The following is a 13,608-nucleotide window of genomic DNA, read 5'->3' as shown; positions in this document are numbered from 1 at the left end:
ATAAATATAGCTCTAGAAAGATTTTTGAGGCCTAAGCAGCCACGGTTAGACTAGCCGCCGCTTATGCCTATCAGGCATTCATACAAACCCAAAAGGTTTAACGCGTGATCAATTTTCAACAGGTCACTAAGGCCTATCGCCTTAATGGCCAAGACATTCCCGCTCTACAGGCGACCGACCTGGACATCGCCCGTGGCGAAGTGTTTGGCATCATCGGTCACTCCGGCGCGGGCAAAAGCACCCTGCTGCGCCTGATCAACCGCCTCGAGCAGCCTTCCGCTGGGCGCATCGTCGTCGATGGCGAAGACGTCACGGCGCTGGACGCCAATGGCCTGCGGCGTTTCCGCCAGCAAGCCGGGATGATCTTCCAGCACTTCAATCTGCTGTCGTCCAAAACCGTGGCCGAAAACGTCGCCATGCCGCTCAAGCTCGCCGGGGAAATGCCTCGCGAGCAGATCGCCCGGCGCGTCAGCGAGTTGCTGCAAAGGGTGGGCCTCAGCGCCCACGCCGATAAATACCCGGCGCAACTTTCCGGCGGCCAGAAACAGCGCGTCGGCATTGCCCGGGCGCTGTCCACCGAACCCAAAATTCTGCTGTGCGACGAAGCCACCAGCGCGCTGGACCCGCAAACCACCGCCTCGGTGCTGCAATTGCTGGCCGAGATCAACCGCGAGCTGAACCTGACCATCGTGCTGATCACCCATGAGATGGATGTGATCCGCCGCGTCTGTGACCGCGTGGCGGTGATGGACGCCGGACGTATCGTCGAGCTGGGTCCCGTGACCCAAGTGTTCTTGCATCCGCAGCACACGACCACTAAGCGCTTTGTGCAAGAAGCCGAGCAGGTCGATGAGAACGCGCAGCACGATGACTTCGCCCATGTGTCCGGGCGCATCCTGCGCCTGACCTTCCAGGGTGAGGCCACCTACGCCCCGCTGCTGGGTACCGTGGCGCGTGAGACCGGGGTGGATTACAGCATCCTCGCCGGGCGTATCGACCACATCAAAGACACCCCTTACGGCCAACTGACGCTGGCCCTGACTGGCGGCGACTTGGACGCTGCCATGGCGCGCTTTGCCGCCGCTGACGTGCATCTGGAGGTGCTGCGCTGATGGATGCCCTGATGACTCGTTTATTGCCCAACGTCGATTGGGTGGAAATCGGCTATGCCAGCCTGGACACCCTGAGCATGCTCGGCGGCGCCATGCTGTTTACCGTTTTGCTGGGCCTGCCGCTGGGGGTGCTGCTGTTCCTCACCGGACCACGGCAGATGTTCGAGCAAAAAACGCTGTACCGCGTGCTGTCGCTGCTGGTGAATATCCTGCGCTCGGTGCCCTTTGTGATTTTGCTGATCGTGATGATCCCCTTCACCGTGATCGTCGCCGGCACCTCGCTGGGCGTGGCCGGCGCCATTCCGCCGCTGGTCGTTGGGGCTACGCCGTTCTTCGCCCGCTTGGTGGAAACCGCTCTGCGTGAGGTGGATCGCGGCATCATCGAGGCGACCCAGGCCATGGGCGCGACCACCCGCCAGATCGTCACCAACGCGCTGCTGCCGGAGGCATTGCCGGGGATTATCGCGGCCATCACCGTGACCGCTATTACCTTGGTGTCCTATACCGCCATGAGCGGCCTGATTGGCGGCGGCGGTCTGGGCGACTTGGCCGTACGTTACGGTTATCAGCGCTATCAGCCCGATGTAATGGCCGTGACGGTGATCTTGTTGCTGGTGCTGGTGCAGGTTCTGCAAAGCGTCGGCGACAAGCTGGTGGTGCATTTTTCGCGTAAATAAAGCCTTCGCTGGATCAAACAAGGCCTTGCTCATATACCCATGAGCAAGGCTGACAAAAAACCAAGGAGCTCAACATGAAAAAACTAATTGCTGCGTTTGCCGCCCTGGCCGCCTTCTCCGCCCATGCTGAAAGCCTGAGCGTCGCGGCCACCGCCGTACCCCACGCGGAAATCCTCGAGTTCGTTAAACCGGCTCTGGCTAAAGAAGGCGTAGAGCTGAACATCAAGGTCTTCACCGACTACGTGCAGCCTAACGTGCAGGTGGCTGAGAAGCGCATCGACACCAACTTCTTCCAGCACCAGCCATACCTGGATGAGTTCAACAAGAGCCGTGGCACTGACCTGACCAGCGTTGCAGGTGTGCACGTGGAGCCCTTCGGTGCTTACTCGAGCAAGTTCAAAACCCTGGCTGAACTGCCAGACGGCGCCAACGTGGTGATCCCTAACGACGCCACCAACGGCGGCCGTGCCTTGCTGCTGCTGCAAAAGGCCGGGCTGATCACCCTCAAGCCAGAAGCCGGCATCCTCGCCACGCCGAAAGACATCGCTGCAAACCCTAAGAACATCAAAATTCGTGAGCTGGAAGCAGCCACCCTGCCGCGCGTGCTGACCCAGGTTGACCTGGCCCTGATCAACACCAACTACGCTCTGGAAGCCAAGCTCAACCCAAGCAAAGACGCGCTGATCATCGAAGGTGACGACTCGCCTTACGTCAACATTCTGGTTGCCCGTGGCGACAACAAAAACAGCCCGGCCGTGCAGAAACTGGCCAAGGCTCTGCACAGCGACGAAGTAAAAGCCTTTATCAACGAGAAGTACCAAGGCGCCGTGGTGCCGGCGTTCTAAGCACCGCCGCAACCTAGCCCGCAATCAACAAACCCCGCCACGTCGCGGGGTTTGTTGTTGATGGGCCTTAGACCGCGGTGCAAGCGCCTGTGCGGCGATTGCACCCTACCCGCGTGTAACCTGGGGGCAGTCCAACGGCAAATAACGCCCCGTAGGGCGGAGGACGCTTCACCCCTCCACCATTAGCCCATGCAACTTGAGCGTGTAGCCTGGATTAACCAACGCAATTGGCGTAATCCGGGGGCAACCCAACGGCAAATAACGCCCCGTAGGGTGGAGGACGCTTCATCCCTCCACCGTTAGCCCATGCAACCTGAGCCTGTAGCCTGGATTAGCCAACGCAGTTGGCATAATCCCAGGGCAACCCAACGGCAAATAACGCCCCGTAGGGTGGAGGACGCTTCATCCCTCCACCGTTAGCCCATGCAACTTGAGCGTGTAGCCTGGATTAGCCAACGCAGTTGGCGTAATCCGGGGACAACCCAACAGCAAATAATCGCCCCGTAGGGTGGAGGACGCTTCACCCCTCCACCGTTAGCCCATGCAACCTGAGCGTGTCGCCTGATTAGGGCGTAATCCGCGCACCTCGCAACAGCCATGCGGCAAGGGCGCGAGAAACAGCCCGGCGCCAGCATCAAGACTCGGCTTTAAGCAGTCCCGGCAATTGCGCGGCCAGCTTGGCGTTGTTGATCGGCGCGCGGATAAAGCCCCGCTGTTTGCCATCCGGGCCGAGCAGCACCAGGTTGCCGCTGTGATCGACGGTGTAATTCTCTTTGCTGGTATCGGCCGGAATAAACGGAATGCTCACCGCATTGGCCAGCTTCTGGATGCTTGCCTCCTCGCCAGTCAGACCGATAAAGCCGGCATCGAAATAGCCCAGGTATTTCTTTAACTGCTCAGGGGTATCGCGCGCCGGGTCGACGCTGACGAGCAACACGCGCAGATTTTTCACCACCTCAGGCGGCAGCTCGCTTTGCAGTTGACGCAGCTGGGCCAAAGTCGCCGGGCAAATATCCGGGCAGAAGGTGTAGCCGAAAAACAGCAGGCTCCACTGCCCTTGCAGTTGGTCCAGCGCCACCGCCTGACCATCCTGATTAGTCAGGCTCAGAGCGGGCAGAGTACGGCTTTGCGGCAATAGCACGATGCCTGCATCGAGCAGCGCGGCAGGGTCAGCCTGGCCCTTATTACTCAGCACCTTGTTGACGGTCAGGCCCAGCACCAAGGCAACGATGGCGACGAGAATAAATACGGTGGTATGGGTTCGACTCATGGCAGCAACGGGTCCTAATAGCCGGAAGCGATCTGCCAGCACCACCGCGCGATCAACCCACGCGGTAGAGCGGCAGCTGAGAAGCTAGATGATCAAATAATGATCGAGCAGCAGCGCGATAAACAGCAACAGAAGATACCAGATGCTGTATTTGAAGGTGTTGATCGCCGCATGGGGCTGAGTGCCTCGGTACAGCACCCAACTCCAGTGCAAGAAACGCAGGCCCAGCACCACGGCAGCCGCCAGATACAACTCGCCACTCATATGGATGGCGTACGGCAGCAGGGTCACCGCGAACATGACCAAGGTGTAAAGGATGATATGCACCTTGGTGTAGTGCTCGCCGTGGGTCACCGGCAGCATGGGAATATCGGCCTTGGCATACTCGGCCTTGCGATGAATGGCCAAGGCCCAAAAGTGCGGCGGCGTCCAAGCGAAAATGATCAGCACCAACAGCAGCGGCGGCGCGCTGATCTGCCCAGTCACCGCGACCCAACCGAGCAGCGGCGGTGCCGCGCCAGCCAGGCCGCCAATGACGATGTTTTGCGGCGTGGCGCGCTTTAAAAAACCGGTGTAAATCACCGCATAGCCGAGCAGCGAAGCGAGGGTCAGCCAGGCCGCCAGTTGATTGGTAAAGCGCAGCAGCAAGGCCATGCCAGTCACTGCTAACAACAGGGCAAAAGCCAAGGCCGCCAAGGGCGACACACGTCCGGCGGTCACTGGGCGTTTGTGGGTGCGCGCCATCAGGGCATCGATGCGCCGGTCGACCACATGGTTAACCGTCGCCGCCGCCCCGGCACACAGACCTATGCCCAGGTTGCCGAAGATCAGCACCGGCCACGCCACACCGGCACGAGTGGCCAGGTACATGCCGACCAGCGAGGTGATCAGCATCATCAACACCACTCGAGGCTTGGTCAGTTCCAGATAATCGCGCCAGCTGGCCTGGTTAAGCTGAGTACGCGCAAGAGTCGCCATGGGTTTCTCCTTGTTATTGTGCTGGGCTCGCCAGCGAGCTATGCGCCTGCACCGCAGCTGGCAGCGCGCGCGGCGCCGTGTGCACGCGGTAGTTGACCAACAGCAGCGTCAGCAACAAGCCTGCGCCGCCTAAGTTGTGTGCGACCGCCACCAACAGCGGCAAGTGCAGCAGCACGTTACTGATGCCTAGGCTCACCTGTAGCGCCAGCGCCAGCACCAGCAATAACGCCAAACGGCCCTGACCACTGCGCTTAAGGCGCCAGGCCAGGAGCAGCAAAACCGAACTGAGCACACCGGCACCTAAGCGATGGCTGAAGTGAATCGCTGTGCGCGCTTCGCTATCGAGCTGGCCGCCGAGATAATTGGGGCCGATGTGTTGGCTCAGGTGAAAGCCATTGGCGAAGTCCATCGGCGGCCACCACTGGCCGTGGCAGGTGGGCATATCCACACAGGCCACCGCCGCATAGTTGGAACTGACCCAGCCGCCTAGGGTGATCTGCCCGATCACCAGCAGCAGCGCGAGCCCCGCCAGTTGGCGAAAACCCGCTGGCAATGGCGTGGCCAGCGGCGTTAGGTGGGCCAAGCGCAGGCTCAAGAGAAACAACAAAGCCAGGGTGGCGAAGCCGCCAAGCAGGTGCGCGGTCACCACCTGCGGCCACAGTTTGAGGGTCACCGTCCACATGCCAAAGGCGGCTTGCAACACCACCAACGCCAACAGCAACAGCGGCAGTTTGAGTGGTTGTCCCGGCTGTTTACGGCGCCGTAGCGCATGCACCGCCAGGGCCAGAATCAGCAGGCCCAGAGCCCCGGCAAAGTAGCGGTGGATCATCTCGAACCAGCCCTTGGCCACCTCGACCGGCGCATCCGGAAAACGGGCGGCGGCGAGGTTCTGACTGTGCTCACTCATCGGCACGCTGATAAAGCCATAGCAACCCGGCCAGTCCGGGCAACCGAGGCCGGCATGGCTGAGCCGCGTATAGGCGCCCAAGGCCACCACCAGGACGGCCAACAGGGTGGCGAGCAAGGCTAAGGTCAAACCGGGCTTGGTCATGCTCTCTCCTTTGCGCTTAGCCAATTTGCGAGACTTTGAGCAGCAGACGCAGGTCGTCGAGGATCGCCTTACCTTGGCTGTCGGCGCCGTAGCGCAGCACCAAGTTGCCCAGCGGATCGACTATCCACAGCTGCGCGCCATCGACCTTGCCGGCGGTTTTCTCGAAGCGTTCAAGCTCTAAGGCATAACGCGCCAGCTGGGGATATTCGCGCTTGAGTTGCTCGGCATATTGCTGCGGCAATGGCTGCGCGTTGGCCAGGGCGTGGCTGGCACGGTTGGCGTCGCGGTTCAGGCCGATATGCACTTGGCGGGCGATATACACCAACTTGTGGCAGGCGGCGTCGCAGTTTTGCGGCACGGTGACCAACAGCTGCCAGTGCGGCTCGCCGCCGGCCACTGCGTCCACGCCTAAATCGCTCAAGCGCTGGCCGGTACCGATCAGTTCGCCGTGGTAGTTACGCCCTTCTGGCACCCAGAAACGCCAGTGGTACATGGCGCTTGCGAGCAACATGGGGCCTATGACCACGGCCAGAATTAACAGCAGTTGCACACGGCCGCGCAGCTTTTGCGCAGGCGTCACGTTAGGCAGGGCGATGGCTGGTGGCATGGCGAGTCTCCCGCGCGTTATGTAGACCGAAATAGATAAACAATGCGAACAATGCAGCGGCCATGGCGAACCACTGCACGGCATAGCCTTGGTGTTTTTCCACGCCCATGGCGACCACTGGCCAGTCGGTGCGCAGCGCAGCCGGGCCGGGTTCTAGGCGGATTTCATGACTAAAGCCGCCGCGCCCCAGTTGCTGCCAGAGCGCCTTGGCCTGTACCTCGCTGACCAGGCGTGGCCAGCCTTGGGCGCTGTTGGCGGCCCCCAGATGCAGCCCCCCAGACAACGCCACATAGACCCAGGCACTGAGCTGTAGCGGCCCGCTCGGGGTAGTGAAGTGCGGCGGCACACGCCGATCCGGCCAGGCTTGCCAGCCACGATTGACCAGCAGCCACAGGCCGCTGGGTTGGTCGTAAAACGGCTGCAGTACTTCCACCCCGGCGCGGCCATCACGCATGCGGTTATCCAGCAACAGGCTGTGCTGTTCATCGAAATGACCTTGCAGCTGTACGCGCCGGTAAGCGGGGTCGGCCAGTTGCTCCAGTTGGCTCAGCGCGATGGGCGCGGCGAGTTGGCGGGATTGGTAAAGCGCCAGCAACTGACGTTTTTCTTCAGCCCGGGCCAGCTGCCAGAAGCCCAGGCCGATCAGGCACGGCAGCAACAGCAACACGATCACGCTGGGCAGCACGCCCGGGCGAAAGGCGCTCACTGCCACGCTCCTGCTGAATTGGCCCAGCTGACTATACTGCAGCGCATCTGCCATCCCCCGTCCCTTGTTCAGGAGTCACGCATGCTCAAAGCCGCGATTGTCCTGTTACTACTGGCTACCCTGATCAGCCTGTTCAGCGGTCTGCTGTTTCTGGTCAAAGATCAAGGCCGCAGCTCACGGCTGGTCAATGCCTTAACCCTGCGCGTCAGCTTGACCGCCATCACGCTTGGGCTGATCACTTGGGGCTTTTTCAGCGGCCAACTGGTCAGCCATGTCACCTGGTAGAGCTACCGCTGCTAAGCCGCTATCACGCGGCTTAGCGCAGTGCCTTACAGCACATAGACAAAGACAAACAAGCCGATCCACACCACATCGACAAAGTGCCAATACCAAGCCGCGGCTTCAAAACCGAAGTGCTGCTCGGGGCTGAAGTGACCACGGATGATGCGGATCAGCATGATGCTCAGCATCAACGCGCCGAGGGTCACGTGGGCGCCGTGAAAGCCGGTGAGCATAAAGAAGGTGGCGCCGTAGATCCCCGAACCTAAGGTCAGGCCCAACTCCTGGTAGGCGTGGATATATTCCTCGACCTGGAAGCCCAGAAAGGCGATGCCCAGAATCACCGTCAGGGCCAGCCACAGGGTCAGTGGCTTACGCTGATTTTTGCGCAGCGCATGGTGGGCGAAGGTCAGGGTAAAGCTGGAGCTAACCAGCAAGATGGTATTGAGCAGCGGCAAGCCCCACGGGCTGATCACGCCTTTGGGCGCCGGATAGAGCTTAGGATCGGGGCTATTCAGCAGCGGCCAACTGTATTCAAAACTCGGCCACAGCATATGCGCCACGCCCTTGTCGCCCTCGCCGCCGAGCCACGGCCCAGCCCAGGTGCGCACATAAAACAACACGCCGAAGAAGGCCGCGAAGAACATCACTTCGGAGAAAATAAACCAGCTCATGCCCCAGCGAAACGAGCGGTCCATCTGCGCACTGTAGAGGCCGCCACGGCTCTCTTTGATCACGTTGCCGAACCAGCCAAATAGCATATAGGCGAGAAATAATGCGCCGATAAAGAAGATCAGCGGACCGTGGGACTGCTCGTGGTTGGCCTTGAGGTCGTTAAACCAAGTGCCCACGCCAAACACCGTGATCAGCAGGCCGAAAGTGGCAATGATCGGCCACTTACTTTGTGCCGGGACGTAGTAGTTGGCGTGCTCGGCAGCATTTACGTCAGAGCTGTGTTGCTGACTCATTATTGTTCTCCTTATGGAGCCGTCCGGGTTGCAGCCGCCGGGGTGAGGCTCGCTTGTGCCACCGGCGGTTTGCGCGCGGTGATATCAAACAAGGTGTAGGCCAGGGTCAGATGGTGAACATCTGCCGGCAGGTCGCGATCAACAATAAAACGCACCGGCATCTCAATACGCTCGCCGGGTTGCAGCACCTGTTGGGTAAAGCAAAAGCATTCGGTTTTATGGAAGTAAGCCGCCGCCTCAGCCGGCGCCACGCTGGGTATGGCCTGGGCCGTCATGGGTTGGTCGGTGGGGTTGTGGGCCACGAACAACATCTGCGTGGTTTGCCCGGGATGCACCACGATTTCGTCAGCCTGGGGCGCGAACTGCCAGACCATCTCGACCGAGTTGGTGGCGAGAAACTGCACCCGCACCTGGCGTGACGTATCCACAGTTTGCTGCTGCGCCTGATAGGCCCCGGCAGTTTTACCGTTGATGCCAAAGGCCTGGCACATCACGTCATACAGGGGCACCAGGGCAAAACCGAAGGCGAACATCGCCACCACCACCAGTATCAGACGGATGATCAGGCGGCGAGTCGCCAAGGCAGCATTCATGGCTCTGACCTACTTCACTTCAGGTGGCGTGCTGAAGGTGTGGTAAGGCGCGGGCGACGGCACCGTCCACTCCAGACCTTCCGCGCCATCCCAGGGTTTGGCCGCGGCCGGTTTGCCGCCACGGATGCACTTGATGACGATAAACAGGAACAGCAGCTGGGTGGCGCCGAACATAAAGGCACCAATCGAGGAGACCATGTTGAAGTTGGCGAACATCAGGTTGTAGTCCGGAATCCGCCGCGGCATGCCAGCCAGCCCCACGAAATGCATGGGGAAGAACGCCAGGTTCATGCCGATAAAACTCATCCAGAAATGCAGCTTGCCGAGGGTCTCGTCATACATGTGGCCGGTCCATTTCGGCAGCCAGTAGTAGGCCGAGGCGAAGATGCCAAAGATCGCCCCAGGCACCAGCACATAGTGGAAGTGCGCCACCACAAAGTAAGTGTCGTGGTACTGGAAGTCGGCCGGGGCGATGGCCAGCATCAACCCGGAGAAACCGCCAATGGTGAACAGAATCACGAAGGCCACGGAGAACAGCATCGGTGTCTCGAAGGTCATCGAGCCGCGCCACATCGTGCTGGCCCAGTTGAACACCTTCACCCCGGTGGGCACCGCAATCAGCATGGTGGCGTACATAAAGAACAGTTCACCCGTCAGCGGAATACCGACCACAAACATGTGGTGGGCCCAGACGATAAACGACAGGAAGGCAATCGCCGCCGTGGCGTAAACCATCGAGGTATAACCGAACAACGGCTTGCGGGCGAAGGTCGGGATAATCGCACTGACCGCGCCGAACGCCGGCAGGATCATGATGTACACCTCGGGGTGGCCGAAGAACCAGAACACGTGCTGGAACAACACCGGATCACCACCGCCAGCGGCACTGAAGAAGCTGGTGCCGAAGTGGATATCCATCAGCATCATGGTGACGCAGCCAGCCAGTACCGGCATCACCGCGATCAGCAAGAAGGCGGTGATCAGCCAGGTCCAGACGAACAGCGGCATCTTCATCAACGTCATGCCAGGGGCTCGCAGATTGAGAATGGTGGCGACCACGTTGATCGCGCCCATGATCGAGCTGATGCCCATCAGGTGAATGGCGAAGATAAAGAAGGTCACCGACTGCGGCGCGAAGGTGGTGGACAGCGGCGCGTAGAAGGTCCACCCGAAATTGGGCCCGCCGCCTTCCATAAACAAGGTGCTGAGCAACAGGCCAAAGGCGGCTGGGAGCAGCCAGAAGCTGAAGTTGTTCATCCGTGGCAGGGCCATGTCCGGCGCGCCGATCATCAGCGGAATCATCCAGTTGGCCAGGCCAACGAAGGCCGGCATCACCGCACCGAAGACCATGATCAGGCCATGCATGGTCGTCATCTGGTTGAAGAACGCCGGCTCAACGATCTGCAAGCCGGGCTGGAACAACTCGGCGCGAATCACCATGGCCATGCAGCCACCGGTCAAGAACATGCAGAAGCTGAACCACAGGTAGAGCGAACCAATATCTTTGTGGTTAGTGGTTAATACCCAGCGCATCAGACCTTTGGCTGGGCCGTGGTGGTGGTCATGTTCGGCATGACCTTGGCCAATCACTGCACTCATGTCCTTACTCCTGAGCCTGTTTTAACGCGAGGATGTCTTTAGGCGTGACCATGTCGCCGGTGGCGTTGCCCCAAGCATTGCGCTCGTAGGTGATGATCGCGGCGAGATCGACTTCCGACAGTTGCTTGCCGAAGGCGGCCATGGCGGTGCCAGGCTTGCCGAAGAACACGATGTGCTTGTGATCCTCCACCGGCCCGGTGGCAATCTTCGAGCCTTTGAGCGCCGGGAACATCGGCGGCATGCCTTCACCGCCGGCTTGGTGGCAGGCCACACAGTTGCTGTTGTAGGCCTTTTCACCGCGCGCCATAAGCTCTTCCAGCGTCCACACTTTGCTGGTCAGCTCCTTCTCGGCAGCGGCTTTTTGCTTACGCTCGGCCAGCCATTTGGCGTAGTCCTCTTTGGACTTCACCTCGACCACCACCGGCATAAAACCGTGGTCCTTGCCGCACAGCTCGGTGCACTGGCCACGGTAGATGCCGGGTTGCTCGACCTTGGTCCAGGCCTCGTTGATAAAGCCGGGGATGGCATCCTTCTTCACCGCAAAAGCCGGCACCCACCAGGAGTGGATCACATCGGCGGCGGTGATCAGAAAGCGCACTTTGCTGCCCACAGGTATCACCAAGGGCTCGTCCACTTCCAACAGGTAGTGTTCGCCTTTAGTGGCCTGGTTGCTGATTTGCTCTTTCGGAGTGGCCAGGTTGCTGAAGAACTCCACATCTTGGCCCAGGTACTTGTAGTGCCACTTCCACTGATAACCGGTGATCTGGATATCCACTTCCGACTCGCTGGTGTCGTAGATATCGATCAGGGTTTTTGTCGCCGGAATCGCCATCACCACCAGAATCAGCAAGGGCACGATGGTCCATAGCAACTCGACCGTGGTGCTCTCGTGGAAGTGCGCTGGTTCTTGGCCAGTGGAACGGCGGTGGACCAGCATCGACCAGAACATCGCGCCAAACACGATGACGCCGATCACCACACAGATCCAGAAGATGGTCATGTGTAAATCAAAGACGGAGCGGCTGACCTCGGTGGCACCTGGCGCCATGTTGACGCCCCAGCTGGCATGCGCCGAGCTGAATACCAACCACAGCAGGAGGCCCATCCATACACGTGGATGTCGCATCATTGCGGGTTCCCCTTAATTGTTCTTGTTATCCCGCCGAACCTGACAGTGGCATTTATCACCTAATTACAGGCAATCAATGCAGGTGAAAACCGCGCTTGCCAGAGCTGATTCGGAGTTCTCAGGTACTGCCTTTCGCAATCGAGTATAGACATGGCCCGACAACTGGCAATTACGTGAGCAAAAATGGTGCGCTAGTTTAAAAAAACCCTACATCCCGCACGTAACGGGGGCTGGAGTGCTAGGACGAAAGTTTGATATAACGGTCAACTATAAGCTCATCAAGAATATGCAGAATTTGTCTTAGCATGGGGCTCAGACCTTTTCGCATCGCTGGCAGTAGGTCCTCGGCTATGAATCTCAATGCGCTGCAGGATGTGATTGCGCGGGCTCAAAGCTACGAAATCGCAACATCCCAGCTAGCGATGCAATTGCGCCCACGACTGGCCACTTTGCACCGTAGTATTCGTCTGCCTGCGCAAGATGCCGAAGGCACCTTGCTGGGGTTTATCCATGGCTATATCGGCCGTGTTCCAGAGATGTTGCAGGCCATCTATGAGGTGGCGCTGGAAGCGCAAATTGACGCGCAGATCAAACCGCTGCTGCATGTCGCTGAGCAGTTTTTTCTCGCGCCGCCACAGTTCATGGCCGACGTTCAAGGGCTTGAGGCGTTACTCGATGAGGCCTACTTCGCCCACCGGATTGTGGAAGAGATCAATGATCGCTATATCCGCTTTCTCGGCGTGCCGCTGCTGCCCCTCGACACCACCGTGGCCAACTTGGTGGCGCATCAGTTGATCGGCGAAGAATTCGCTAATCAATTGGATGATGCGGTGCTAAAGACCTTGGAGCACTTGCTCAACCCGGCGAGTTTTGCCCAGCCGACGGTCGCGGTGTACCGCCAACATCTGCTCAATGGCAAAACCCATGCGGCCTGGCAGCGCTGGCCGTGCCTGTCCAGTGAGCTGGGCGTGGAGCTCCAGCTCAAGAGAGACGACGCGCAGGACTAGTCCGCCAGGTAGCGCGAACGGGGCGTGGCACGCGGCAGCGGGCCGTCCTCATCGAGGGAGCGGAACTGCCCGAGCTCGGCGTCATAGGCCTTAATCGCGCTGCTCTCGATGTCATACACCCAGCCGTGAATAAACAACTGGCCGCTGGCGATTTTCGACGCAACCGAAGGGTGGGTGCGCAAGTGATCGAGCTGCGCCACCACGTTCTCTTCGGTGAGGATGCCAAGGGTGTTGTGGTCGGTGCAGCCACAGTTTTCTGCGACCACCGTGCGCGCGACTTCGGCATGCCGCAGCCAGGCTTTAACCGTAGGCATGCGCTCCAAATCGACCGGGTTGAGCACCGCTTTCATCGCACCGCAGTCAGAGTGACCGCAAATGATGATGTGCTGCACTTTGAGCGCCATCACCGCGTATTCGATGGCCGTGGATACGCCGCCGTTCATTTGGCCATAGGGCGGCACCACGTTGCCGACGTTGCGCGTAACGAACAGATCGCCCGGCGCACTTTGCGTGATTAGTTCAGGCACGATGCGCGAGTCGGCGCAGGTGATAAACATCGCCCGTGGGGTTTGCTGGTGGGCGAGCTTTTTAAACAGCTCTTCTTGCTGCGGGAAGACCTCGTGGCGAAACCGCTTAAAACCTTCAACGATATGCTGCAAGGCTTGTTCCGCGCTCTCCACTGCGGGGCTTGGGGGCTGCTGTTGCTTGTCCATGGGGAGCCTCTTGCCGTAAGAATCAAGGATGGGCGCTAGTTTAGCTGCCCAATACAGGACTGTGAGCAGCGCGT

The 13,608-nt window shown here is 59.7% G+C and carries 15 protein-coding genes; 5 read left to right on the top strand and 10 right to left on the bottom strand.

The features are described from left to right. Nucleotides 1-104: 104 nt before the first annotated feature. The 3 genes from NTD81_RS15775 to NTD81_RS15765 all read left to right on the top strand — a co-directional run bounded on the left by NTD81_RS15775 (nucleotide 105) and on the right by NTD81_RS15765 (nucleotide 2,634). Nucleotides 105-1,112 (top strand): methionine ABC transporter ATP-binding protein, encoded by a 1,008-nt coding sequence (locus tag NTD81_RS15775; RefSeq protein ID WP_262183603.1) that lies wholly within the window; start codon nucleotides 105-107, stop codon nucleotides 1,110-1,112. Further along, on the top strand, nucleotides 1,112-1,789 hold the full coding sequence (locus NTD81_RS15770; RefSeq protein ID WP_262183602.1) for a methionine ABC transporter permease: 678 nt from the start codon (nucleotides 1,112-1,114) through the stop codon (nucleotides 1,787-1,789). Before NTD81_RS15775 ends, NTD81_RS15770 begins: the two co-directional genes overlap by 1 nt. A gap of 74 nt (nucleotides 1,790-1,863) precedes the next feature. Further along, nucleotides 1,864-2,634: a MetQ/NlpA family ABC transporter substrate-binding protein gene (locus tag NTD81_RS15765; RefSeq protein ID WP_262183601.1), complete on the top strand. Its 771-nt coding sequence runs from the start codon at nucleotides 1,864-1,866 to the stop codon at nucleotides 2,632-2,634. A gap of 634 nt (nucleotides 2,635-3,268) precedes the next feature. Here the strand turns inward: NTD81_RS15765 and NTD81_RS15760 are convergent. The 5 genes from NTD81_RS15760 to NTD81_RS15740 form a co-directional block, all read right to left on the bottom strand. Then, complete coding sequence (locus NTD81_RS15760; protein ID WP_262183600.1) at nucleotides 3,269-3,904, bottom strand: SCO family protein; 636 nt, start codon at nucleotides 3,902-3,904, stop codon at nucleotides 3,269-3,271. 84 nt (nucleotides 3,905-3,988) lie between these two features. Next, on the bottom strand, nucleotides 3,989-4,882 hold the full coding sequence (cyoE, locus tag NTD81_RS15755; RefSeq protein ID WP_262183599.1) for a heme o synthase: 894 nt from the start codon (nucleotides 4,880-4,882) through the stop codon (nucleotides 3,989-3,991). Between the two features lie 13 nt (nucleotides 4,883-4,895). After that, complete coding sequence (locus NTD81_RS15750) at nucleotides 4,896-5,933, bottom strand: COX15/CtaA family protein (protein WP_262183598.1); 1,038 nt, start codon at nucleotides 5,931-5,933, stop codon at nucleotides 4,896-4,898. Between the two features lie 16 nt (nucleotides 5,934-5,949). Beyond that, nucleotides 5,950-6,540 (bottom strand): hypothetical protein, encoded by a 591-nt coding sequence (locus NTD81_RS15745; protein ID WP_262183597.1) that lies wholly within the window; start codon nucleotides 6,538-6,540, stop codon nucleotides 5,950-5,952. Next, nucleotides 6,515-7,246 (bottom strand): SURF1 family protein, encoded by a 732-nt coding sequence (locus NTD81_RS15740; protein ID WP_262183596.1) that lies wholly within the window; start codon nucleotides 7,244-7,246, stop codon nucleotides 6,515-6,517. The genes NTD81_RS15745 and NTD81_RS15740 overlap by 26 nt, the downstream gene beginning before the upstream one ends. Before the next feature lie 81 nt (nucleotides 7,247-7,327). Here NTD81_RS15740 and NTD81_RS15735 point away from each other — a divergent pair, with 81 nt between their 5' ends. Further along, nucleotides 7,328-7,531 (top strand): twin transmembrane helix small protein, encoded by a 204-nt coding sequence (locus NTD81_RS15735; protein WP_262183595.1) that lies wholly within the window; start codon nucleotides 7,328-7,330, stop codon nucleotides 7,529-7,531. Nucleotides 7,532-7,575: 44 nt separating this feature from the next. Here NTD81_RS15735 and NTD81_RS15730 read toward each other — a convergent pair whose 3' ends face one another. From NTD81_RS15730 to coxB, 4 genes are read right to left on the bottom strand one after another with little or no spacing between them, the layout of a single operon-like run. Continuing rightward, nucleotides 7,576-8,493: a cytochrome c oxidase subunit 3 gene (locus NTD81_RS15730; protein WP_262183593.1), complete on the bottom strand. Its 918-nt coding sequence runs from the start codon at nucleotides 8,491-8,493 to the stop codon at nucleotides 7,576-7,578. 11 nt (nucleotides 8,494-8,504) lie between these two features. Then, on the bottom strand, nucleotides 8,505-9,086 hold the full coding sequence (locus NTD81_RS15725; protein ID WP_262183592.1) for a cytochrome c oxidase assembly protein: 582 nt from the start codon (nucleotides 9,084-9,086) through the stop codon (nucleotides 8,505-8,507). 9 nt (nucleotides 9,087-9,095) lie between these two features. After that, a complete protein-coding gene (gene ctaD, locus NTD81_RS15720) occupies nucleotides 9,096-10,685 on the bottom strand; it encodes a cytochrome c oxidase subunit I (protein ID WP_262183590.1) in 1,590 nt (529 codons plus the stop codon). Nucleotides 10,686-10,689: 4 nt separating this feature from the next. Further along, nucleotides 10,690-11,814, bottom strand: coding sequence for a cytochrome c oxidase subunit II (coxB, locus tag NTD81_RS15715; RefSeq protein ID WP_262183589.1), 1,125 nt, complete (start codon nucleotides 11,812-11,814; stop codon nucleotides 10,690-10,692). A gap of 350 nt (nucleotides 11,815-12,164) precedes the next feature. Between coxB and NTD81_RS15710 the strand changes: the two genes are divergently transcribed. After that, on the top strand, nucleotides 12,165-12,821 hold the full coding sequence (locus NTD81_RS15710) for a hypothetical protein (protein ID WP_262183588.1): 657 nt from the start codon (nucleotides 12,165-12,167) through the stop codon (nucleotides 12,819-12,821). On the opposite strand, the gene NTD81_RS15705 is transcribed toward NTD81_RS15710, so the two are convergent. After that, entirely contained in the window at nucleotides 12,818-13,534 is a 717-nt protein-coding gene (locus tag NTD81_RS15705; protein ID WP_262183582.1) for a carbonic anhydrase, read from the bottom strand. The two genes, NTD81_RS15710 and NTD81_RS15705, sit on opposite strands and share 4 nt — an antisense overlap. Nucleotides 13,535-13,608 lie beyond the last annotated feature (74 nt).

Source organism: Pseudomonas sp. 5P_3.1_Bac2 (assembly GCF_025465995.1).
In the GTDB taxonomy this organism is placed as follows: Bacteria; Pseudomonadota; Gammaproteobacteria; order Pseudomonadales; family Pseudomonadaceae; genus Aquipseudomonas.
Note: the sequence above shows the minus strand (reverse complement) of the source record. Positions and strands in the feature narration are given on the sequence as shown.